Origin of the sequence: [Flexibacter] sp. ATCC 35103 (assembly GCF_001975985.1) — a bacterium.
In the GTDB taxonomy this organism is placed as follows: domain Bacteria; phylum Bacteroidota; class Bacteroidia; order Flavobacteriales; family Flavobacteriaceae; genus Flavobacterium.
This window is the reverse complement of sequence record NZ_MTQF01000016.1, coordinates 39512-64408: the sequence shown is the minus strand read 5'-3', so window position 1 is coordinate 64408 and position 24897 is coordinate 39512. Positions and strand designations below refer to the sequence as shown.

12 protein-coding genes are annotated in these 24897 nt (G+C 31.9%); 11 read left to right on the top strand and 1 reads right to left on the bottom strand.

Annotated elements, in window-relative coordinates; genetic code table 11:
* The first annotated feature begins 59 nt into the window (after positions 1-59).
* The 10 genes from BXU01_RS22800 (at position 60) to BXU01_RS22755 (ending at position 22547) form a co-directional block, all read left to right on the top strand.
* Complete coding sequence (locus BXU01_RS22800) at positions 60-1958, top strand: class II aldolase/adducin family protein (RefSeq protein ID WP_083695992.1); 1899 nt, start codon at positions 60-62, stop codon at positions 1956-1958.
* 4 nt (positions 1959-1962) lie between these two features.
* The gene (locus tag BXU01_RS22795; protein ID WP_083695989.1) at positions 1963-9090 is read left to right on the top strand and encodes a non-ribosomal peptide synthetase; all 7128 of its coding nucleotides are present in this window, start codon (positions 1963-1965) and stop codon (positions 9088-9090) included.
* A 22-nt stretch (positions 9091-9112) separates the two neighbouring features.
* A complete protein-coding gene (locus BXU01_RS22790) occupies positions 9113-10003 on the top strand; it encodes a serine hydrolase (RefSeq protein ID WP_083695987.1) in 891 nt (296 codons plus the stop codon).
* 10 nt (positions 10004-10013) lie between these two features.
* Positions 10014-17390, top strand: coding sequence for a non-ribosomal peptide synthetase (locus BXU01_RS22785; RefSeq protein WP_083695984.1), 7377 nt, complete (start codon positions 10014-10016; stop codon positions 17388-17390).
* Positions 17371-18249, top strand: a complete 879-nt coding sequence (locus BXU01_RS22780; RefSeq protein WP_083695982.1) for a sulfotransferase family 2 domain-containing protein — start codon at positions 17371-17373, stop codon at positions 18247-18249. Before BXU01_RS22785 ends, BXU01_RS22780 begins: the two co-directional genes overlap by 20 nt.
* A gap of 18 nt (positions 18250-18267) precedes the next feature.
* On the top strand, positions 18268-19626 hold the full coding sequence (locus BXU01_RS22775; protein ID WP_083695980.1) for an aspartate aminotransferase family protein: 1359 nt from the start codon (positions 18268-18270) through the stop codon (positions 19624-19626).
* A 189-nt stretch (positions 19627-19815) separates the two neighbouring features.
* A complete protein-coding gene (gene cysC, locus BXU01_RS22770; protein WP_083695977.1) occupies positions 19816-20448 on the top strand; it encodes an adenylyl-sulfate kinase in 633 nt (210 codons plus the stop codon).
* A 44-nt stretch (positions 20449-20492) separates the two neighbouring features.
* The gene (locus BXU01_RS22765; protein ID WP_083695974.1) at positions 20493-20897 is read left to right on the top strand and encodes a hypothetical protein; all 405 of its coding nucleotides are present in this window, start codon (positions 20493-20495) and stop codon (positions 20895-20897) included.
* A gap of 722 nt (positions 20898-21619) precedes the next feature.
* A complete protein-coding gene (locus BXU01_RS22760) occupies positions 21620-21811 on the top strand; it encodes a cold-shock protein (protein WP_055093485.1) in 192 nt (63 codons plus the stop codon).
* 307 nt (positions 21812-22118) lie between these two features.
* Positions 22119-22547 carry a helix-turn-helix domain-containing protein gene (locus BXU01_RS22755; RefSeq protein ID WP_083695972.1) on the top strand — a complete coding sequence of 143 codons (429 nt, stop codon included), beginning with the start codon at positions 22119-22121 and terminating at the stop codon, positions 22545-22547.
* Positions 22548-22759: 212 nt separating this feature from the next.
* Here the strand turns inward: BXU01_RS22755 and BXU01_RS22750 are convergent, their stop codons facing one another.
* On the bottom strand, positions 22760-23674 hold the full coding sequence (locus BXU01_RS22750) for a VOC family protein (RefSeq protein WP_083695969.1): 915 nt from the start codon (positions 23672-23674) through the stop codon (positions 22760-22762).
* A 423-nt stretch (positions 23675-24097) separates the two neighbouring features.
* Here BXU01_RS22750 and BXU01_RS22740 point away from each other — a divergent pair, with 423 nt between their 5' ends.
* Positions 24098-24889 carry an SDR family NAD(P)-dependent oxidoreductase gene (locus tag BXU01_RS22740; protein WP_206196638.1) on the top strand — a complete coding sequence of 264 codons (792 nt, stop codon included), beginning with the start codon at positions 24098-24100 and terminating at the stop codon, positions 24887-24889.
* The last annotated feature ends 8 nt before the right edge of the window (positions 24890-24897 follow it).

Genomic DNA, 24897 nt, shown 5'->3' with positions numbered 1-24897 from the left:
AAATACATGAAATTTCGTTTTCAAAATCAAAAAATACAAAGCCTAAATAAAAACTTATTATGAGAAATAATTTTCAGGATTTATTAAAATCAAAGCCAAGAAATTTAAATTCAGTCCAAAATGTACCTGATGATGTAAACCTGGATATTATTGGTAATGAATTTACAAAAATTAGAGTAATCAGTCCAAATGATAGTAAATTGAATCTAAAAGAATGGATTCAGAACAATACAGATTTTGTAAACTCACTTTTTGAAAAAGACAGGATTTTGTTATTTAAAGGGTTTAAAGGCTTTTTACAAAAAACAGATTTATCTGAGGTTGTGGATCTTACTTCAAAAGGAAAAGCATTAAGTTATACAGAACCTTCAACACCGCGAACGAAAGTAAACGATCAGATATATACTTCGACAGAATACCCAAAAGAGCAAAGGATAGCGCAGCATAATGAACATTCATATTCTGATTTCTGGCCTAAAAAAGTATTTTTTTACTGCGAAAAACCATCCAGAATAGGAGGTCATACTCCTATTGCTGACAGCCGTTCTGTATATCAGTTAATTCCGCAGGAAATCACAAAAAAATTCGAATCAAGAGGCGGCGTTATGTACGTAAGGAATTTTAGTAATGAAATGGATATTAACTGGCCAACTTTTTTTGATACCACAGATAAAAACAAAGTCGAAGAATACTGCAAAAAAAAGAATATAAAATTGGAATGGGGGGAAGATAATAAACTTCGAATTTATCAAATTTCCCAAGCTATACTGCATGACAAAGATAAGGATGTTAAAAACTGGTTTAACCAGGCGCACTTATTTCATTATTCAAATTTAAACGAAGAAATTTCAGAATATTTGATTCAGACTTATGGTGTTGAGCATTTACCAAGAAATACATATTATGCTGATGGATCTGAAATTGAGGTTGACGATTTAAATGAAATTAGAAAGGCTTATGAAAAAGCTATGTTTCGATTTGATTGGGAAGAGGGAGATTTGGTTGTTATTGATAATGTCCATTTTACGCATGGACGTGATTCATATGATGGTGACAGAAGCATATTGGTAGCCATGTCAGAAGAAGATTCAATTGAAAATTATTTAGAAAAAAATGAGGAAAATACTAGAGATGTTAAAACAACTTTAGTAACCAAAAATGTAAATACGACGAGAAAAAATACTGCTGAGTTCTTTTTTAAAGACCCTGTTTTTGAAAATAGCACTGAAATGTTAAAATATAAACTGGCACTTTCATGCCGATTATTAAGGCTTTTGGATCTTGACGAAGGCAGTATAAGCGGACATGTAAGCATGAGGGTTCCAGGAGCTGATAATTTGTTTTGGGTTAATCCGTTTGGAGTATTATTTGAACACGTTACACCGGATAATTTAATATTAGTAAATGAAAGCGGGGATATTATCGAAGGTGATTATCCTATTAATGTGGCTGGTTTTTGCATTCATTCTACGATACATAAAATGTATCCTGACGTTAATTGTGTTGTTCACACTCATTCTCCATGGGGAACTTTGTTTTCAGCTTTTCAAGATCCTAAAGTATTACCGATAGACCAGAATAGCTGTATGTTTTATGAGAATCATATCGTGTTTAACCAGTTTGAAGGTCCTGTAAATAGTTTAGAAAGCGCAGACAATCTGGCCAAAGCCCTTAACGGTAATAATGTAGCTATTTTATCTAATCACGGAAGTATTACCTGCGGAGAAGAAATAGAAACAGCCTTGATGTATACGATTTGTTTGGAAAGAGCCATGAGATTAAATTTTAAGGCAAGATCTTTTAAAGACGAATTAAAAATAGTAGAACCGGAAATTGCCCGAAAAACAAAAGAATGGATTTCTAATCCTTTAGGATTTAAAATTGAATTCGATGCATTGGCAAAAAAAGCAGAACAATTTTACCCGGATCTTTTAAAATATCACCCTAAAAATAAATAGTATTATGTCTTTGGAAAAAAATAGTTATTATAGTTTATCTCCGCAACAAAACTTTATTTATTTTAATAGTTTGAAATGTTCCGATACAACAAACAGAATTGTATTGGAAATTAAAAACAGCAGCATAAATAATTTTGTTGAAAGTATCAGTTCAATTGTAAAAAATGAGGTTGTTCTTAAAATGGATCTAACCTTTTTAGATACAGACAATTCTCCTTGTATAAAACTCAATGAAAATGCACGGTTTACAATAAAAAAAGAAACTGATGAACTAACTAAAATTGAACAGGAATACGATTTATCTTCTGAAAAAATCAATCTTAAAGTCTATATACAGGAAATTGATAAAAATGTATCTGAAATAGTTTTAGAATCTTCTGCCTTTTATTCGGATATATGGAGTTTGTTATTACTGGCACACAAGACCATGAATAATATCAAAGGGAATACTGAAGAAGAATCTCCTATAGATTATTTGCAGTTCTCAGAATGGAAAAATCAATTAATAATATCTGAAGATGCCGGTGAAAGCATAAGTTATTGGAGTAATAAAATTAAAAACAGTAAAAAACTAAAGAATAATTTTGAGTTTGTTTCTGAAAACACTTTTGTCTCAGAAATTTATGATGTTATTAGTACTGATTTAATCGCAAAACTAAATGCGGGTTCAGTCAATAAAGAATTGTGTTTTATTTCTGCATGGTATTTAATGTTATCGCGTTTATCTTCAGATAAAGACGAATTAGGTACAATAGGATATATTCATAACGGAAGAAGTTTTGAGCAGCTGTTCAATAATATGGGAGCATTTTCATTTAAAGTTCCTTTTCAGATTGATTATAAGGATAATAACCCGTCAATTTCTGAATATTTAAATAGTGTAGAAAATGAATTAAATCTTATTAATACTCATAAAGAATATCTGCAAATAGATAAAGATTATTATGCTTATAGTGCTGATGTACTTTCGTATCAATTTGAATATATCGATCATGAACTTTTTTGTAAGTCAGACGAAATCGAATTAAAGGAAGTTTCTATTTTTGATCAGCCTTTAAAACTCAGAATACAAATTCATAATTGTGGTGATACAATTAAAACGGTTTTATTTTTTAATGAAAAATCATTTCACCAAGATGAAGCAGCCTACTTATTGCAATTATGGATGGCCTATTGCGAACAAATTATTGATAATCAAAAAGCAGGAAAAATAAATGATATATTTTACGGCAAACAAGTTGAATTATCAAATAAAACAGCTATTGACGAAACCTCTGTATTAGATTTATTTGATACTCAAGTTAAAAATAATCCTGATAAATATGCCATTGTAGATAGTTCAAATTCAATTACGTATACTGAATTAGACAAACAGTCGAATTTACTTGCTGCTTATCTTTCAGGAAAAGGCGTTGATGAAAATTCTAAAATTGGTGTTTTAAATGATTCAAATTATCATTTAATGGTGGCAATGCTTTCTGTTTTAAAATTGGGGGCAGCTTATATTCCAATTGATCCTAATGATAACAGAACCAGAATAAATCATATTGTTTTAGATTCAGGTACAAAGTTTATAATTAGTACAAGCAAATTCAATTATTTATTTGAAGAGATTGAAAATTGCATTCCTGTTTTTTTAGATGAAATTGTTATTGATCAGAATTTACAAAACAATAATTTCAAAAAAAGGGTATCGCAGGATATAAGTTATATTATCTACACATCTGGTACAACAGGTAAATCTAAAGGAGTCTGTATTAAAGATAGTTCATTAGTAAACTATGTGAAATGGCTTCGTGATGATCTTAAAATTAGTGAAAAAGATTCATCTGTATTATTGTCTTCTTATGCTTTCGATCTTGGTTATACAACTATTTGGGGAACCATATTATTAGGAGGGACGTTGCATTTTGTTGAGAGAGAGTTAATTTATCAAACTGATGTAATTATAGATTACATTTCAGATAATGAAATAACTTATATAAAAACTACACCATCTTATTTTAATGTTTTAAGCAATTCTTACAATCTTTCAAAAATCACGGACTCAAAGCTTAGTTTGGTATTATTGGGCGGTGAAAAAATAAATGCAAAAGATGTTGTTTCTTTTAGTAATACTAAGCCAGGAATTCAATTTGTAAACCATTATGGTCCAACAGAAACTACTATTGGCTGCATAGCACATAAAATAGATATAACTAAAATAGACAGATATAAAGAAAGACCGGTTATTGGTAAACCTATAACAAACAATTTTGCAGTCATTTTAAATAATGAAGGTGTAGAAGTTGAATTTGGAGTAACGGGAGAAATTTATATTGGCGGATCTGGGTTAGCTTACGGTTATCTTAATCAGCCAGAATTAACCAGTACAAAATTTACGGAACATGCTATATATGGAAGAATTTATGCTACAGGGGATTTAGGAATTACATTTTTAAATGGTGAAATATTATTTTTAGGAAGAAATGATAACCAGGTTAAAATTCGTGGATACAGAGTTGAATTAGATGAAATAAAAAATGTACTGGAAAGTATTCAACAGTTCGATCAGACAGTTATTACAACTACAAAAGAAAGCAGCGATGTAGAAATTATTGCATACGTAGTTTCAAAAGATACTGTAGATGAAGCGCTTCTAAAAAAACATCTTGAAGATCGTTTGCCAAATTATATGATTCCTTCGGCAATTATTCAACTGGATAAGATTCCGATTACAAATAATAATAAAATCGATTACAAAAAATTGCCATTAAAAAGTGTTGCAAAAGAATATACAGACGATTCTTGTAATCCAACAGAAGCGAAAGTAATTTCTTTATGGAAAGAAATTCTGCAAACCGAAAAAGTAGGTTTGCATGATGACTTTTTTGCTTTGGGAGGCCACAGTTTAAAAGGAATTCAGTTTTTAAACAGAGTTCATAAAGAATTTCATATTCGACTAAGTCTGAAAGAGATATATGACTTTCCAACCCCAAAAGAATTTGCAACACTTTTAAAAATTGAAAATGAAATTGGTTTTGATGAAATAGAAATTGTTCAAAATCAGGAAAACTATAATGTTTCTAATGCTCAAAAAAGATTTTGGTTAACCTCGCAACGAAAAGAAAGCAGAAATTTATATAATGTACCATTGCGATTTAAAATTACCGGACCACTTGATACTAATATACTTGAAAATGCATTTTTAAAAATAATCGAAAGACATGAATCGCTTCGTACAGTATTTAAGTTTAAAAATGGAGAACTAAAACAATATATTTTAAGCCCTGACCAATTAAATTTTAATATTGAAGTATTAAAAAATATCGGCGATATTGATGCTGTTATTAACGAAGAAAACATAAAACATTTTGATTTAGAAAATGAGATCGGTATAAGAGCAAAACTTCTTGAACTTAATAATCAGGAACATATAATGCTGTTAACCTTACACCATATTGTAAGTGACGGATGGTCGAGAGAAATTATAAACCATGAAATCCCTGTTTTCTACAATGCAATTCTAAACAATAAAGAGCATAATCTGCCTGCATTGAAAGTGCAATACAAAGATTTCGTTTATTGGCATGAAAAAAATTGTGAAAAGCAGGAGCCATTCTGGCAAAACTTTTTTAATACTGATGTGCAGCCTTTAGATTTTCCGTTAGACTTTCCTAGGATTAATAAGATAACATATGATGGTAATAGTATTCATAAAATTCTAAAAGGAGAAAAATTAGATAAACTTAGAACAAATCTGGAGCTGTTAAATATAAATGTAAATGATTATTTTATTGGAATTTATGGATTGCTGATAAGTTTTTATGCGAAACAAAATGAGTTTATTATAGGAACAATTGTTTCAGGAAGAAATCATGTTGATATAGAAAATCTGATTGGTGTATTTATAAATTACTTACCATTAAAAATTAAGACTAATGCAAGTTCCACATTAAAAGAATATTTTGAAGTGCTACATGATAATATTCTTAAAGGATATGATAATCAGGATTATCCTTTTGATTTAATGGTAGAAAATTTCTATAAACATTCTAATTTGTACCGAAATCCAATTTTTGATACTATGATTATCTTTCATAACGATGAAAATAATGCTTCAAAAGTGATGCTGTCTGAAGATGTGAAAATAGAAGGATATAATAATGATTTAGACAGGGATGTTTCTAAGCTAGATTTTAAAATGGACATCACGACTAAACAGGATGAAATTATTATTCACGGAGAATATAATAAAGCTTTGTTTACAAGTGAAACCATGAATTTGTTTATGGAACAATTTGAAAATCTGCTGGTTGATATAAACGATAAGCATGATTTTACTTTACAGGATATTGGTCAAAATATTGTTGTTAATGAACCAAAAGTATTTGCAAATGATGATTCAATTATAGAGAAATCCAATTTGATGTCTGAAGTTGAAAATGCTTTAAAAGAAACCAGAATTAAAATCATTTCCTCTTTTGTAATCGAACCTGTAAAGCAATCACTGCATTACTTTTTTGATGAATTTAATATTAATGCTACCGTAGAATTTAGCGATTATAATCAGGTATTTCAAGAGCTTACTTCGCTTAATTCAATTAAGGATAAAAGTATTTTAATCTGTAACAGATTTGAAGATTATTTAAACAGCAGTATTTCGATAGAAGAAAATATAGAATCATTACAGCATTTAAAAAATAATTTCATCGAAATATTAAAGAATACGCCAATTTCTAATGTTAAAATCATTGGTATATTTCCTTGCGATGATCATTTAATAACAGACATTCAGATAAAATCTTTAATTGATACGCTGAATAATGAAATGATAAGTGAATTAAAATCTATTACGAATGTTTATTGTATTGATTTTAGAAATATTGAGCAAAGTTTTCCAGACATACAAATTTTCGATAATTACAGGTATTCACTTGGATTTATACCATTTACAGATGAGTTCTTTTATGGAATGTCTTTCCAGATAAGCAGATTTTTCCTTGCTTTAAAAAACAGAATACCTTCAAAAGTTATCGCATTAGATTGTGACAATACTTTATGGAAAGGCGTTTGTGGTGAATCAGAAACAGAAGATTTAGTTATTTCTGACGAAATGAATAAATTTCAGAAATTCTTGGTTCAAAAACACAATGAGGGTTTTTTAATTGTTTTAGTAAGTAAAAACAATGAAGAAGATGTGTTTAAGGTTTTCGAAAACCATCCGGATATGATCTTAAGAAAAGAACATTTGGTGGCATGGAGAATAAACTGGAAAAACAAAAGCGATAATATCGTTGAACTTGCCGCAGATCTTAGTTTAAATATAAACAGTTTTATTTTTATTGATGACAATCCTTGGGAATGTCAGCAAATGATGATTGCCGCTCCGGAAGTTATTACGCTGTTATTACCCGAAAAAGAGGATAATATTATTAATTTTTTAAGCAGGGTAACTGCTTTTGATAAAATTGATTTGTCTGTAGAAGATTTTGAAAGAAATCAAATGTATAAAACAAACCTGGTTAGGGAAGAGTTAAGTAAAACAGTTCCTCTGGAGGATTTTTTAAACGGATTAGATATTAAAGTTAGTTTCAATTTATTAAAAGAAAGCGAAATTGACAGAGTTTTTCAATTGATAAACAGAACAAACCAGTTTATTTTAAACGATCAGAGAAAAACACTTGACAAAGTGCTAGAATGCTATTTGGCAAAAAACTGTTATGTAATACAGGTAACGGATAAGTTTGGTCGTTATGGACTTACAGGTGTTGTTATTTTTAATAAAGAAAATAATGTTTTAAATATCGAGACCTTAAGTTTGAGCTGTAGAATTTTAGGTAAAAAAATAGAATTTGCCATAATAGATTGTCTAAAAAAACTAAAAGCAGAATTTAATCTTGATGGAATATACCTGAACTATAAAGAAACAGAACGAAATAAATCGTTTCAGGAATTTATAGAAAATAATGAGAAACTGTTTAAAACAGATTCTTTTGATTCTCAGGATATAATTAAGGTTAAGGAGAATTATTTATTACCAATAGATCATATTACATTATTATACAATGAAGATTTTGTTGCTGAGAAAGAGAAAAATAAATTCCATTTTCATCATACAGGTTTTGCTGTAAATAATATTAAGGAAAGTCTGGAATATTATGAGAATTTAGGGTATAATTTTGGAGAAATCATATTTGACCCAATTCAAAATTGCTATTTAACAATAGGTAAACACCACCACTTTAATGATATCGAATTAGTAGAAGGCAAAGAAAAAAGTATGGTCGACGAGGTTATTCCAGACAAAAACGGAATACCATATCACCTTTGTTTTAAAGTGAACAGTTTTGACGAAACTTTAGATTATTTTAATACTAACGACTTTATTTTTGATGTTATCAAGCAGCCGGAACCTGCTATTTTATTTGATAATAAAAAAGTTATGTTTATTTACGAAAACAGCATCGGACTTATTGAATTACTGGAAGACAGTGATCCGGAAACGCTTACTTTAAAAGACACAAAACCATCTATAAGCATTTTAACTTCAGATACTCATAAAGCAACCGGATCGTTATCAAAACTTGGATTCGCGAAAAAAATTAAAAATGATTTGGTTGTGAATGAAAATGACATTTGCAGCATACAGCTTGTTAAAAAAACAGAAGAAAATTCAGGAGTAAGATTAAACCTGAATTTTGATGACTCTGATGAAATTATTTCAGAAACCCAACAGGATAGAAACAAAGTTAACAGCTGGGATTGGACTGATTATACAGTAAATAAAGAAAATTTACTAAGCGATTATGTTTATTTAGGTTTAAGATTATCAGATATCTCGAATTTCAGGACAATAAACAGTCCAACTTTTATTTCTGATTTTGACACGAATAATTCAGATCTGCAAAACACCATTTTAAATATTTATAAAGATATACTCAAACAGGAAAAAGTAAGCTTAGATGATGATTTCTTTCAGATTGGGGGAAATTCGCTTATGGCAACACAAATCCTTTCAAGACTGTATTATCATCATTCTTATGAAATAAGTTTAGCTGATTTTTTTGAAAATAGTTCTGTTAGAAAATTATCTTTTTTAATTGAAACGGATATACCTCAGGATTATTTATCTGATGAAATAGTTATTTAACAAGGTTTTAAAAAAAAATAGAATGAAAAACTTAAGTACAGTGATTTTAGGAATTTTATTTTTTTTCATTACAGGATTTCGTTTGCATGCTCAAAATGACAAGATGAAAACTGAAATTCTGGAAATCATAAAAGGTAAAAAATTTAATATCGGAATATCCGTAAGAAATTCCAAAGGAGTTGAAATCTTTGCTCATAACAGCAATGAAAAGTATAAGATGTATAGCGTATCGAAGTTTTTTCTGGCGTTAAAAGTTTTGCATCTCATTGATAATAAGACATTACTACTTAATCAAGATGTTTCATTTGCAAAGAGTGATTTAAAAGCGGGATTATTTAGTCCGTTAAGAGATTCAAACCCTGAAGGTATTACAATTACACTTGAAAAGGCATTGTATTACATTGTGAACCAGAGTGATAATAATGTTTTCGACAAGTTAGTTGATCTTTCCGGAGGCATTGAAAGTTTAAATTTCTACATAAGTTCCTTTACCAAAAATAAGAATAGTTTTTCTATGAGTGCGCTTTATAGAGATAAAGAAGGGACTATTGGCAATAACGTTGTTACACCAAATTTTTCAAGTCTTTTATTGTATAAACTGATGAAAAACAAAATAATTTCTGTAGAGAGCAAGAATATCTTGATGCCTCTTTTAGAAACATCAATTAATAACAAAAGAATTCAGGCACTCGTACCTAAAAATTTAAAATCATTTCATAAAGGAGGTACTTCAGACAGGGTAAATAATGTTCTAATTGCATCAAATGATATTGGAATTGTTTACATAAACGAAAAGAAAGATTTTTTTACAATAGCAGTATTCATTTCAAATTCTTTAGAAGATGATGCGGTTAATGATGAAGTAATAGCCAAAATTACCGAGATAACAAGAAGTGAATTAATTAACAGATAAGATTAATAAAATGAATGATTTTTTAAAGGCTTTAGAAGTAAAAGGGATAAAGATTTCTAAAAAGGGAAATGATTTATCTATAAAATGCTATAATAATTCAAAGTTAGATGAGGACACTATTAATCTAATAAAAACAAGAAAAACAGATATACTTAAATATTTTGATTCAATTCCTGAAAAAAATATTTCGGCTATACCATTTCAGGATTCTTATAATTTAACTTCGTCACAGCACAGAATGTGGATTTTAAGTCAGTTTGAAGGAGGATCTCAGGCTTATAATATTTCTTTTGCGGCAAAAATTTCAGGCCAGTTGGAAAAAGAAATTATTGAGCAGTCATTTAAATATGTGGTTGATAGACATGAGATTTTAAGAACTTCTTTCAGGTTTGATCCTGTCACAGAAACGGCAAGGCAATTTATACAAAGTACAGATGAAATTAATTTGAATTTTGAGTATTTAGATTTTTCTCATTTAGTGGATAAAAACGAAAAAATTAAAGAGATAATTTCAGAGAATAATACGGTTCCTTTTAAATTAGAAAATGCACCTTTATTCAAAATCTGTTTATTTAAGACCAATGAAAATGAAAGCATATTTTTTATTGTTATGCATCATATCATTAGTGATGGATGGTCAGTAAAAGTATTGTTTTCAGAAATATTTTATATTTATAATTGTATAAAGAATAATCTTCCAATTCAGTTACCAAAACTCGACATACAATATAAAGATTATTCTTCGTGGGTTCAGGAAGGGTTTCGAACCGAAAAATATAAAAACGCAGAAATTTTTTGGCTGGATCAGCTAAAAGGCGAAATTCCAATTCTTGATTTATCGACTAAAAGTAAAAGACCTGCAATTCAAACTTTTAATGGTGATTTTATAACGAATAATTATTTAGGCGAATTGCCACGAATGTTAAATGAAATAGCAAAAAACAATAATGTTTCTTTATTCATTTTGCTGGAGACGGTAGTTAAAATTTTATTATACAGATATTCAGGCCAAAAGGATATTATAATTGGTACACCTGTTGCCGGAAGAGAACATCCTGAATTAGAAAATCAGATTGGTTTATATATCAATACTATAGCTATTCGTTCGCATTTTGATGATGAAAATAGTTTTGTTGATTTATTAAGCAAAGAAAAAACGAATTTATTGAATGGATTACAGAATCAGCAATATCCATTTAGTGATTTGGTTTCAAAACTTGATTTGATAAGAGACCCTTCTCATTCAGCTTTGTTTGATGTAATGATTGTTTTGCAAAACCATAAAAAGTTAAATCAAAATGAAATTAATCTTAATAATTTTACGATAGAGCCGTTTGAATTTGATAAAACAACCGCCCACTTTGATCTGACATTTACTTTTGAAGAATCTGAAGACGAATTAACCTTAAAAATTGAGTACAATACAGATATATACAATGAGTTATTTGTAAAAAAAATATTTACTCATTTTGAAAATATTGTTAAAATTATATATGCAACCCCGTCTATTTTAATTGAAAAAATCGATTATCTGAGCATTTCAGAAAAAGAGCATTTGGTTTCCATGTTTGACAATTCAAATGTGAGTTATCCTTCAGATGTTACGATTATTGATATTTTTGAAGAACAGGCATTAAAATACCCGGATAATATCGCTGTTGTTTTTGGCAATGATAGGCTAACGTATAAGGAGCTTAATGAAGCCTCGAACCAGCTTGGGGCTTATTTAAGGGAGCAGTACCAAACTGCAGCCGATGATTTGATATGCATCAATATGCGTCCAGGCATAAGAATGGTAATCAGCATTCTTGGGATCTTAAAATCAGGTGCCGGATATGTACCCATCAATGCTGATTTTCCGTCTGAGAGGGTAAATTATATTATAAAAGATACGGCATCAAGAGTGGTATTGGATGAGAATGAATTTGAAAAGTTTGCCCTGGTTGAGGCTACTTATTCAAAATCAAATATTCAGAAAATCAATACACCGGATAATATTGCCTATGTCATCTATACTTCGGGAACCACAGGAAACCCGAAAGGGGTCATCATAGAGCATAGAAACGTAACGCGATTACTTCTCAACGAGGAGGATTTATTTGATTTTTCGTCTGTTGATGTCTGGACGATGTTCCATTCCTACAGTTTTGATTTTTCGGTTTGGGAGATGTACGGCGCCCTTTTCTTTGGAGGGAAACTCATTGTGATTGCAACTGAAATTGCCAAGGACCCCAAACTGTTCCTTGATCTATTGATCGAAGAAAAAGTAACGATACTAAACCAGACGCCTTCGGCATTTTACAATTTAATTGCCCGGGAAGCAGAAAACGCCAATTTGGATCTGAGGCTTCGTTATGTGATTTTTGGGGGAGAAGCACTGGCCCCGAAGAAATTAAAAGACTGGAAATCGCGTTATCCCCAGACCAGGCTCATCAACATGTACGGTATTACCGAGACCACGGTGCATGTTACCTACAAGGAAATCATGGATTCTGATATCCAATTCAATATCAGCAATATCGGGAAACCCCTCCCGACGCTTTCTGGCTATGTTTTAGACCAAAACCAGCAGTTTGTTCCCATAGGGCTCATCGGAGAGCTTTACGTTGGCGGTTTAGGGGTAGGCAGAGGGTATCTGAACCAGGAAGAGCTGACCAGGCAAAAATTTATTGAAAACCCGTTTGCCAAGGGAGAAAGACTCTACAGATCGGGTGACCTTGTGCGCATATTAGCCAATGGCGAGATGCAGTATGAGGGAAGAATCGATGAACAGGTAAAAATCAGGGGGTATCGTATTGAACTGGGCGAAATCGAGAGTGCGATTTTAAGCCTTCCAAAAGTCAAGGAAGCAGCCCTTTTGGTCAAAGAAGATGCCTCACAGCAAAAAAGCATATTTGCTTATGTAACCACGCAAGGCAGCGTTACGGTGGCAGATTTTAGAAATGCATTAAGCAGCATCCTTCCGGAGTATATGATCCCGTCTTGGTTTATAGAGCTGGAAAGCATGCCTTTGACGGTAAACGGAAAAATTGACAAAAAGGCGCTCTATAACCTTGGTACCCATAATACCAATACCGGTACACCATATGCCGCGCCGACTAATGAAATAGAAGAAAAACTGGTTTTGATATGGCAAAAAGTACTGGAGAGGGAAGCGATAGGCATTCATAATACCTTTTTTGAATTAGGAGGAGATTCCATAAAAGTACTTCGAATTATTAATGAATCCAGAAAATCGCTGAACCTGGAGATTTCGGTTGCCGATATTTACCGAAACAATACCATAAAATCACTGGCGGATTATATCGTACTTTCCCAGGATGATATGCTTGAAAACATGGAGCAGTTAAAGCAGCGGGAACTACAAGTAAGCCTTGAACTGGAAGGTCTAAAAGAGCGCATTATGAGTTCAGAAAAGATAACTGACCCTGAAAATATCGAGGATGTTTATCCAATGAGTGATATAGAAACCGGTATGGTTTTTACCTCTTTGTTCAACGAGATCCCGGGCGTATATCACGACCAGTTTGTGTATACCAATATGTATGCTGAATTTGACATAGAACGATTTGAGAAAGCATTGGCCTTACTAACGGCGAAACATGAAATTTTAAGGACCGGTTTTAATATAAAAGATTTTGGGGCAGAGGTTCAAATCGTTTATAAAAAAGTTGATTTCCGGATCTACAGTGAAGATATTGCATGGCTGGATCTCTCCGGGCAAGAGCAGAGAATCAGGGATTATCTGAGAAAAGAAGTCGAAACCCCGTTTGATTTTTCAAAAGCGCCGTTATGGAAAATGTCGGTTTTTTATGCCGGTGCCGATAAAGTAATTTTTGTGTGGCAATTTCACCATTCTATTTTAGACGGCTGGAGTAATGCCTCTTTTATAACAGAACTTAATAACCTGTATCTGCAATTAAAAGATACACCTGATTTTTTACCACAGAAATTAAAATCGAGCTACAGGGATTTTATTTTTCAAAATGAAATTGACAAGCATGATCAAACGGTGAAATCTTTTTGGATCGAGGAATTGTCTGAGCACACGCGTCTTGATATTTTTTCTGATGAAGATTTTGCCGAACCGCAAGGATTCTCTTTTAGTCTGGATAAAGAGCAGACAGCTTATATCAATGCATTGGCAAAGCAAATGGATGTAACGGTAAAAGCGATTTCCTTTAGCGCGTTTGCCTGTTTGATGAAAATGTTGAACTATAACGCCGAAGTTGTTGTTGGAATGGTGACCAACACAAGACCCTCAACAAGTGAGAGCGATAAGATCCTGGGATGTTTTTTAAATACAATACCGTTAAAGATACATGTTGACCAGGATTTGCAATGCCGCGATTTTATACAGGAAGTAAATGATAAACTGATCAAAATAAAGAAATTTGAAAAGTTAAGCCTTGCGGGTATTTCAAAGATACTGAGCCATAAATCAGATCAGGGGAATCCGTTTTTTGATATGGTTTTTAACTACATTGATTTTTATATCTACGATGATATAAAAGACGAATCGGTTCATGAGCAACAAGGGAATCAAAAAGAAGTTTCCAGTAACGAGCTCACCAACACGTTCTTTGATTTTAACTTAAGTGCAAACCAGGACAGTTATTCCATAGCGCTGCACTCAAGAAGGAAACTGAAAAGCGGTTTATCACTGGAGAAAATTTCAGAACTTTATTTCAACATCCTTGATTTTATGGTAAAAAACCCGCAGCAATCAGTTCAGGACATTCATACTATTAGTAAAAGTGAAAAGCAATTATTGGATAGTTTTAATGTTGTTGAGCCTTATTTTGATGTGGATAAAGGCATACTTGAGCTTATAGAGGAACAGGTAAAAATCAATCCTGATAAAATTGCGATTCAGCATTATGACCACCAGATCAACTATAAGTCACTCGATACACAGACCAATCATCTGGCAGGGTACCTTATCAATAGATTTGGGGTAAAAGAAGATTTTTTGTTTGGTGTGATGATGGACCGTTCTGTCAATATGATGGTGTCCATACTGGGCATCTGGAAATCTTCGGGCGCTTATGTTCCCCTTGATAAACAAAATCCTGATGAGAGGTTACAGCAAACTATTGAAGATTCAGGCATAAAAGCGCTTTTAATAGATGATTCCGTTTCATTGGATCAAATAGAAAAATTAAATTTATCAATACCGGTAATCCATCTTGACCAGATGAAAGGCATCATCCAAAACAGTAGCACAGATGCCATAGCTATAAAATCAAACCTGGAGAGTCTGGCCTATGTGATCTATACTTCGGGATCTACAGGCAAACCCAAAGGGGTTATGATTGAACACTGGGGAATGATAAATCATATTGGGGCGAAGATTGTCGAGATGAAAATGGATCAAAACAGTGTTGTGGCGCAAAATGCCTCCCATACTTTTGATATCTCGGTATGGCAAATGTTTTCTGCCCTGGCCCTAGGAGGTACCACTATTATTTATGATTATAATTTCATTACCGATATTGTCAAATTCACAAAAAGTATCGATTCAGATCAGATAACAGTACTGGAACTTGTTCCGTCTTATTTTAATGAGATGCTGCACAATCTCGAATCTTTACCCTCTGCATACAAATATGAGGCATTAAAAATACTGATCTTAAATGCAGAAACACTATTGCCGTCAATGGTAAAGAGATGGTTTGACCTGTACAGTGAAATTCCAATTGTCAATACCTACGGAGCTACGGAGGTTTCAGATGATATGTCGCATTATATCATGCATGAGTGTCCTGATTACAAGACCGTTCCGGTAATGAAGCGTCCTATCCAGTATTTTGATTTATATATCGTAGACAGGCATCTAAAACAGGTTCCCGTTGGAGTTATGGGAGAAATTCTATTGGCCGGACCAGGAGTTGGCAGAGGATATCTGAACAACAAGGAACTTACCGAAAAATCTTTTTTACATGGACCAATAGAAGGGGTAACAACAAAAGAGCGCATTTACAGAACAGGAGATCTTGCAAAACTTTTGCCGGATGGTACGATGGAATTTCTGGGAAGAATAGATACACAGGTCAAAGTAAAAGGGCACAGGGTAGAATTAGGCGAAATAGAGCTTGCTTTTAATGATTTTACCCCTATAAAGGAAGGCGTTATCATTGATAGTAAAAATGCCAATGGCGAGGTTACCCTTGTTGCGTTCTATACTTCTGATAATGAAATAGATGCCCAGCAGATAAAAGATTTCCTAAAAGAAAAAGTACCGGTCTATATGGTGCCGTCTTATTTTGTTCGGTTAGAGAGTTTTCCCTTAACGCCAAACGGAAAGATTAACAGAATAATGTTGAAAAACCATGAGGTTAAAATTGATACCAATACAAATTATGTAGAAGCAGAAACTGATTTGGAAAAAGAACTGGTAGAATTATGGAAAAAAACATTTGGTCTGGAAAAAATCAGTTTGGAGGATAACTTTTTTGATTTGGGAGGTGATTCTTTTAAAGCAATCAGGCTTGTTTCTCTGAGTAATAATTATTCGGTGCCGGATTTGTACAGAAACCCAACGATAAGGGAATTGGCCAAACATATCAAAGCCAATAAAAAATCGAATGATTTATTGACCCAAATGCTGGATGTAAAGGAAAAGGCTGAAGTTACCATTATTGGAATCCCAAATTCAGCCGGAGATCCTTTGAGTTTTACCAGGACTGTTGAGTTTATTGAAAAAGATTCGACAAATATCAACTTCTACGGTTTGAAATTACCAAGGACCGATCCGGGCGAAGGCCAGGATATGTTGGAAATGCTGTATGAATTAAGCGAAGATGTCGTTCGTGAAATTCAGGAAAAAGTACATACGCCAATCATTATTTTCGGACAATGTAACGGTAATGTTTTGGCCATAAGTATTGTAGAGATTCTTCAACGCATTAATTTTAATGTAGAGGCAATCTGTATTGGAGCAATTTTTCCGCGTACCAGAAAAAGCCTTGGATTTGGAAGACGAAATGATTCTGAAGTAGTCAATTTTCTTACTTCGCTGGGCAGCACAATTCCAACAGACCCATTGGATCAGGAATTTTTCATTAAAAATTTCAGATATGACAGTGATCTGGCCGTAGCAGGTTTCAACCATTACCTGGAAGCTACCAAGAAAAGGAACAGATTTGATAAATTCAGGATGCCGCTTCATTTTATAACAGGCAGCATTGACCCGATCACAAAAGGCTACAAGAGAAAACATAAAAGGTGGCATCTTTTTGCCGAAACTGTCGATATGAGCATTATAAAGGACCATGGGCATTATTTGCTTCGTGATGCCCCGGAAGAATTAGCAGGCATATTGGTGAATATTACAAATAATAACAGAAAAACAGTAAATATTGAATATGAAAACGAAAACAAGTAATTCCAGCCTGATTTTTACTCATGTGCCAAGAAGTGGAGGAATAACATTGAATAGTATTTTAAAAAATAATTTTCCTTCTAACAAACAGTATTCATTTTACATTGAAGAGTTTCAAGGAAGCGGAGAAAAATCTTTAAATAAGTTTATTAATCTTCCAAGCGAGGAAAAGAAAAAAATTATACTGTTAAACGGGCACACAAATTTTGGCTTGCATGAGTTTTATGATACTCCTTGTATATACACGACATTATTTAGAGATCCTGTTACAAGAATACCTTCTTATTACAATTATATTTTAAAACACAATATTCATTATTTGCACAATATGGTTATTAAGAACAGAATGACACTAAAAGATGTTCTTGATTCTAATATCAGTATTGAGTTTGACAATGGACAGGTAAGGCAAATATCAGGATTTAAAGACGTTAAATATGGTAAATGTGATTCTTTAATGCTTGAAAAAGCGATTGAAAACCTGGAGAAACATTTTCCGGTATTTGGACTAACAGAGAAATTTGATGAATCGCTGATTTTGTTTCAGAAATATTTTGATTTCAAGTCTCCTTATTATACTGTTTTGAATGAATCCTTAATCAAAAATCCGTCACCTCCGTCGCAGGAAACTATGGATTATATCATAGAATCAAATCATCTGGATGTGCAATTTTATGAATATGCATTGGAAAAATTTAAAAAATTAATAGCGGATTACGGTGATAATTTTGAGAATGACCTGAAAAATTTTACCGAAAAGAATGATAGATTAAATAATCTAAAGATTGGAAAAAAACATTTTGGAGTAAAAATGTGGCAGGCTTACGTAAGATTTGAAAGTAGAAACAGAAGTAAAGTATAAATTAATAAAGAAAAAAAAATGATAAAGAGCTTGATTCATTCCATGTTAGTTTGTCCTGATTATGACCGACCATATCCTTCTATAACTCATGCAGAGGGGATATATTTATACGATACAAATGGAAAAAAATATATTGACGGAACTTCCGGAACTGCTTCGGTTTCAAGTTTCGGGCATTCTATAGAAGGTATTTCGGATGTTGTAAAAAAACAGATGGATAATGTTGCATTAATTCCAACACATACTTTTACATCAGAGGTAGTTGAAAACTATTTAACCAAATTAGTAAATTTTGCGCCAAAAGGCTTCAGTCGTGCCTGGACAGCATCGAGTGGTACAGAAGCTGTCGAACAAGCATTGAAAATGGCGCTGCAATATCATCAAATAAGAGGAGATAAAGACCGATATAAAATAATATCCCGATGGGGGACTTACCACGGTAATTCAGTTTTTACCTTAGACGTTGGTGGTATGGCTTTAAGGCGTGCTGTTTATGAAAAATGGATGAATAATTTTCCGCATATACCACCATCTTATCCTTACAGAAAGCCAAATGAAATGTCTGATGAAGAGTATGCTATTATGAGTGCCGGCGAATTAGAAAAATGCCTGTTGGAAACGGGACCGGAAACTGTAGCGGCATTTATTGCTGAGCCGGTTGTTGCAGCTGCATTAGGGGCTGTTGTGCCAACGAAAGGGTATTTTGAAGAAATAAGAAAGGTTTGTGATAAATATGGAATTCTATTTGTTGCAGATGAAATTCTAACCAGTTTTGGAAGATTAGGAACTAATTTCGGAATGGAAAGATTTGGTATTACACCAGATATTATCGCTGCCGGAAAAGGGATAAGCGGAGGATATTATCCACTTTCAGCTGTTATTGCCCATGAAAAAGTTGCATCAGAATTTGAGAAAAGAAAAATACCCTTTCTTGGTGGGCATTCCTTTGCCTGTAACCCTGTTGGTGCAGCAATTGGAAGTTTTATAATTGATTATGTTGAAGAAAATAACATAGTTGAAAACAGTTTTAAAATGGGAGAAATTTTCATAGATAAACTTCAGCGTCTTTATCGTCACGAAATAGTTGGAGATATTCGAGGAATGGGGCTATATCTTGGAATTGAATTTGTAGAAGACAGAACAACAAAATTACCATTTGCCAAAGAGATGAATATAAGTAAAAGAATTGTTGATAAAGCATTTGAGAAAGGAGTTGTTATTTATTTAGGTAAAGGATCCTTTGATGGTTTATCCGGTGATCACATTACAATTTCTCCGCCATTGATTATAAATGAAGAGCAAATAGAAGTAATAGTTCAGGCTATTGATTTAAGTATAGCAGAGGTGTTAGAATCTATTTCAAAAAGTGTGAGTTGATTTATCCATTAATTCTAAGTAAATAAATTAACTAAAAAAAAATATAGTTGATTACTAATATTTTTTTTTAGTTAATCAATAGATCGAATAATGTTTAAATCATTTAAAAGGTGATTAATTGAAAAAAATAAAATTCAGATTATACAATTGAATTTAAAAGCGCAATCGCAAAAAATAAATATCATAATTATGGAATTAAAAAATATCACCTCTCATGAATATACACTTAATAAAGAAAAAAGGTGTAAAATTAAAAAGCATAAGTCTTTATTAATTTGGCTTACCGGTTTATCAGGCTCAGGTAAAAGTACTATAGCAAATGCCTTAGAGATAGAATTTTTTCAAATGAACATCCATACTTATACCCTTGATGGTGATAATGTAAGGAGCGGATTAAATAAGGATCTTACTTTTAGCCCTGAAGACAGAAGTGAAAATATTAGAAGAATTGCTGAAACATCAAAGTTGATGCTTGATGCAGGATTAGTTGTTATCGCTGCTTTTATAACACCTTATGCTTGTGATAGAGAACTAGTTAAAAATATTATTGGCTTTGAAGAAGTAGTCGAAATATTTGTAGATACACCACTTGCAGAATGTGAAAGACGAGATGTTAAAGGGCTTTATAAAAAGGCGAGGGCAAATGAAATTAAAAATATGACAGGGATTGATTCTCCTTATGAAAATCCAATAAAACCGGATATTACGATAAATACTCTAGAAGAATCTCTCAGGGATTCTGTAAAAAGAATAATTGAATTTACAATACCTAAAATTGCTTTAAAAAAAGAAATAGAATCACTAAATCAATTAGTACACTAGAAATAAAAATTAACTTAATACAATTAATTTAAATTTTAAATATTATGAATTCACTCAATATAAAAGACTTCAATTTTGATCAATCTATATTAAATAAAGGTATGGTGATATATGAAGTTAATGAATACTTATTTTTATTTGGCGTTAAAACATCTATTTATTTTGGAAATTCTGCTGAAGTTATAAGTATTAATCATATTAAATTATCACAAAATGCTTCAATGAAATTAAGCTATCTATTGGGGAGTTTAAATTTTTTTAATGAATTTTTATATGGCCGAATACTCTTGGACGATATTAATATTGAATTTTTAATGAAAAATTTAAAAATCCTTACCGTTCTAATAAATCGTCTAGAGCATGAAAATAGTGCTGTTAATTTTGAAAATATTATAGACAAAATGAATAATGAAAGAATTCAACTCAGAAATATATACATGCAGTTGTAATTATATATTAAATAAACTATTGATGAAATCAGCTATATTGAACTAATTATAAGTGATTTAAATAATAAAATTGATATTAGAACCGAATATAAAAAATAGAAAGAATAATTATTTATTTATTACATGAACTTATTCAATATAAAAAATTGATCTTCAGTTGATTTTTTTGATATAGGATTAGATTCTACTTGTGATTTTAATTAATTGCAAAAATAAAGATAGTTACACAATAAGATTTATTAATTCGTTTATAAAAAAAGCAATTCGACTTCTGGAATTGCTTTTTTTATATTGCATATAGTTTCAAATCTAATCATAGCCATTAAAAAACTGTAAAATGCTTATAATTATTATTATATAATAGAAGTAATCAATAAGCACTTTGTAAAAATTAACATCCTAATTATTTACTGGAGTTTTCAGATGTCGAGATACAAGAAAAGACCTAATCTGAGCAAAATAAAACGAAACAAAACAAACAAACGTTATTCAATTTTAAATTGAATAATTGTATTTGATTAATTTGAAATAACATTTTATAAGAACACATTAACCTAGTGGTTAAAACAAATTTATAAAAAGAATACTGTAATTTTAAATAGTAATGAATATTCATCCCTTTTTTTGAATTATATACTAAGTTATTTTTAGTTACAAGTAGTTCTTTTTCAGTATTGTATTAATAATTAAACTACATTTGCGTTCAACAAATAATTAATAAGATGCAAGAAGGTACAGTAAAGTTCTTTAATGAAGAAAAAGGTTTTGGATTTATAACACCGAAAAATGGCGGGAGTGAAATCTTTGTTCACGTTTCAGGTTTGACAGAAAATATTCGTGAGAATGATGAAGTACGTTATGATGTGGCAGAAGGAAAGAAAGGTCCAAACGCAGTAAACGTTGTTGTAGCGTAACATTCGAGAGACAATATAAAAAAACACCTGCCAAAAGCAGGTGTTTTTTTATGCCTTTATAAATAAAAAGCTCAGGATTTCTCTGAAGCTTTACTAATGCATTAATGTTTACCATTATCTATAAAAATAACCAATAGATTCAATTTATAACTTAGCTTTTGATTTTAATCTACATGTCAAATTCTTTATAGAAGGCAATAGACATAAATATTTTGGTAAGAAACTTTTTTTAATTAATTTTGCACTTGCAGTTCAAAAGTGCTTTATTTAAATAAATTGTCTTAAGCACTATGTTTTTCTAATTATTATGGCAACAATAAAAACAAGGTCTACATGTCCGGTAGGATACTCACTGGATGTATTTGGAGATAGATGGACCATATTAATTTTAAGGGATATGATTTTTGAAGGAAAGTCATCTTATTTGGAATTTATGAATTCTCCAGAGAAGATTTCAACCAATATTTTAGCTGACAGATTAAAATTTTTGGAATCTCAGTGTTTTGTATCAAAAAAAGAATCTCCTTTTAATAAGTCCAAATTTATTTATACCCTTACTCAAAAGGCAATTGAGCTTTTGCCAATAATTGCTGAAATGATAATCTGGGGAACTAAACATCATCCTGAAGGGCTTCCTTCAGCTGTATCTGAGGAGTTGAAAAATAGTAAGACTGAAGTAATAGAAAAATATACGGTCATACTGCAGCAAAAGCTGGAAGATTCCCAATTAGAGTAGGTTTTCTTTAAGACTTAAATCAATAATATAAATAAGTAAATGGCTCCGCTAACATTCAATTGTTAAGCAGAGCATCATTTAAATGGGAAAAAAGAAATATCAATCAGTGATATGTAAAGTCTCTAATGCCTTATTTTAGCCAAAGAAATCAGAAATGCATCATCTTTGGCAAATTAATTAACACTACAGCCTAATCAAGTGCACTTGTTGCTTTACTTTATGAAAACCAATAATGAGTTGATACTTCCGGTTTGGGTAATTAGAACATCCGTTCCTTTAATTTTTGCAGGATTGTCTTTTGGTCCAAAATTCCAATTGAATTTAATTACATTGTGATGCGTCTCTATAGATCCGTCAACAGTAAAAGTATAACCTGGATATTTGGCAAGTAATTCAGTGATAAATTCATTAAGGGCATCCCTTCCAACCACTATACCATTTGGATCGGTAAGCCTGAAGTCGGTACTATATAGCTTATCAATTAACACTTTTCTTTTCTGGCTATCATACTCGCTCCAGATGGCGATATGAGCGTTGGTTAAAATTGAGGGATCCACTGCCTTTACAGGTGCAACATTAGGTCCAAAAGTAGTATTTGTTTGAAATATATTAATTTTGTTTCCGTCAATATCCTTAATCATTGAGCAAAGCATTTGTCCTTCAATAAGGTTCTGCTCACGCCATACAAATTCAACACCTTTTGCTTCCAATTCTCTAGAGGCCTGGGCAAGATCATCTACCTGCAATACTAAACTTTTATTTCCAATTGGAACTAAGTGCGCTGGCGGGGCAGCAAAAAGCGCTTCAATTCGTTGACCGTCTGGCACATGAAGAAGTTCAAGTTTTAATCCATTGCCTTCTATAATTGCAGCTTCTGCATCACCTGCAGGAATTTTAAAAGTTGACCTGCTCAAGAGCTTAAAGCCAAAGACATTACTATACCAATTTATAGATTTGTCAAGATCAGTCACAGTAAATGCGACGTTGAATAATGAGAAGGATTCAAGTCCAGCGTTGTTTGAAATGTTATGTTTCATAATTGTAGTTTTTTTTTGGGCCTGCACATTGTTTAACGCCAGCAGCAGAAAAGCTGTTAATCCCAAGGTAAATGTTTTTTGTTTGTTCATAATTTATAATATTGGGCAAAAACTAATAAGAAGTTTACTAAATAAATTGTAAAAAAGAACTTGTGTTTTGCAAGTACAAATTTAAATAAGTTATTGCAATATGCAAGTACTTTGGCTATATATTTTTATTAGATTGATTTATAATTATTTTTTACTTCAGGAGATACTAAAATCTATCCTTTTGTATTTAAAGAAATTTAATTTTGTTTGCGTTGGAATGAAGTTGAATTGGATATCAAACCTTCAAAATTATAAAACTCACGAACTAGTATTAAAACTGGTTGCTTTATAATAATATTGTTATTGGCAGGCATTTGTGTGTACTGAAATTAATCTAACATAATTTTAACTTTTTGTATATGAGTTTTATATATTTTTGTACTTGCATTATGCAAGTGCTTTAATTATTAAAAATTTCATATTATGGAAAACACAACAAATGCTTTAATACAACCCGCTAAAACAATAGGCAGGCTTGAGGGGAAAGTAGCTCTTATAACGGGAGGAAATAGTGGTATTGGTTTGGCTACTGCAAAGAAATTTGTGGCTGAGGGAGCTCATGTTTTTATTACGGGGCGGAGAGAGAAGGAACTTAATGACGCTGTACAACTAATTGGTGAAAACGTTACAGCCATTGTAGGTGATGTATCGAAGATGGCTGATCTTGATCGTATATATTCCGTAATTAAATCTACATACAGGCATATTGATATATTATTTGCAAATGCAGGTGTTGGTACACTGGAGCCTCTTGGAAATATAACAGAAGAAGGCTTCAATCTTGCATTTGATATAAATGTAAAAGGAACATTATTTACTGTTCAAAAAGCTATTCCATTATTGAGAAAAGGAAGTTCAATTATTTTAACCGGTTCAACTACAGGAAGTGAAGGTAATGCAGCGTTTAGTGTATACGGTGCTACAAAAGCAGCCATTCGTAACTTTGCCCGAAGCTGGGCAGTGGATTTAAAAGGATCTGGAATTCGCATTAATGTATTGTCTCCCGGTGCGACAAGTACTCCTGGACTTCTAAATGTACTTGAGTCGACAGGATTTAAAGATGAAGCATTAAAACAGTTTGAAGATCAGTCACCGCTTGGACGAATTGGAGATCCAGATGAAATTGCTTCAGTTGCATTATTTCTGGCTTCTGAAGATAGTAGTTATATGACTGGTGGCGAAATTTTTGTAGACGGTGGATCTGCTCAAATATAATCTGATAA

Bases quoted from the DNA above. Each gene is read 5' to 3' on its own strand.
- BXU01_RS22785 (WP_083695984.1), top strand. From the start codon at position 10,014: ATGAATGATTTTTTAAAGGCTTTAGAAGTAAAAGGGATAAAGATTTCT.
- BXU01_RS22755 (WP_083695972.1), top strand. From the start codon at position 22,119: ATGGCAACAATAAAAACAAGGTCTACATGTCCGGTAGGATACTCACTG.
- BXU01_RS22740 (WP_206196638.1), top strand. From the start codon at position 24,098: ATGGAAAACACAACAAATGCTTTAATACAACCCGCTAAAACAATAGGC.
- cysC (WP_083695977.1), top strand. From the start codon at position 19,816: ATGGAATTAAAAAATATCACCTCTCATGAATATACACTTAATAAAGAA.
- BXU01_RS22780 (WP_083695982.1), top strand. From the start codon at position 17,371: ATGAAAACGAAAACAAGTAATTCCAGCCTGATTTTTACTCATGTGCCA.
- BXU01_RS22775 (WP_083695980.1), top strand. From the start codon at position 18,268: ATGATAAAGAGCTTGATTCATTCCATGTTAGTTTGTCCTGATTATGAC.
- BXU01_RS22800 (WP_083695992.1), top strand. From the start codon at position 60: ATGAGAAATAATTTTCAGGATTTATTAAAATCAAAGCCAAGAAATTTA.
- BXU01_RS22760 (WP_055093485.1), top strand. From the start codon at position 21,620: ATGCAAGAAGGTACAGTAAAGTTCTTTAATGAAGAAAAAGGTTTTGGA.
- BXU01_RS22750 (WP_083695969.1), bottom strand. From the start codon at position 23,674: ATGAACAAACAAAAAACATTTACCTTGGGATTAACAGCTTTTCTGCTG.
- BXU01_RS22765 (WP_083695974.1), top strand. From the start codon at position 20,493: ATGAATTCACTCAATATAAAAGACTTCAATTTTGATCAATCTATATTA.
- BXU01_RS22790 (WP_083695987.1), top strand. From the start codon at position 9,113: ATGAAAAACTTAAGTACAGTGATTTTAGGAATTTTATTTTTTTTCATT.
- BXU01_RS22795 (WP_083695989.1), top strand. From the start codon at position 1,963: ATGTCTTTGGAAAAAAATAGTTATTATAGTTTATCTCCGCAACAAAAC.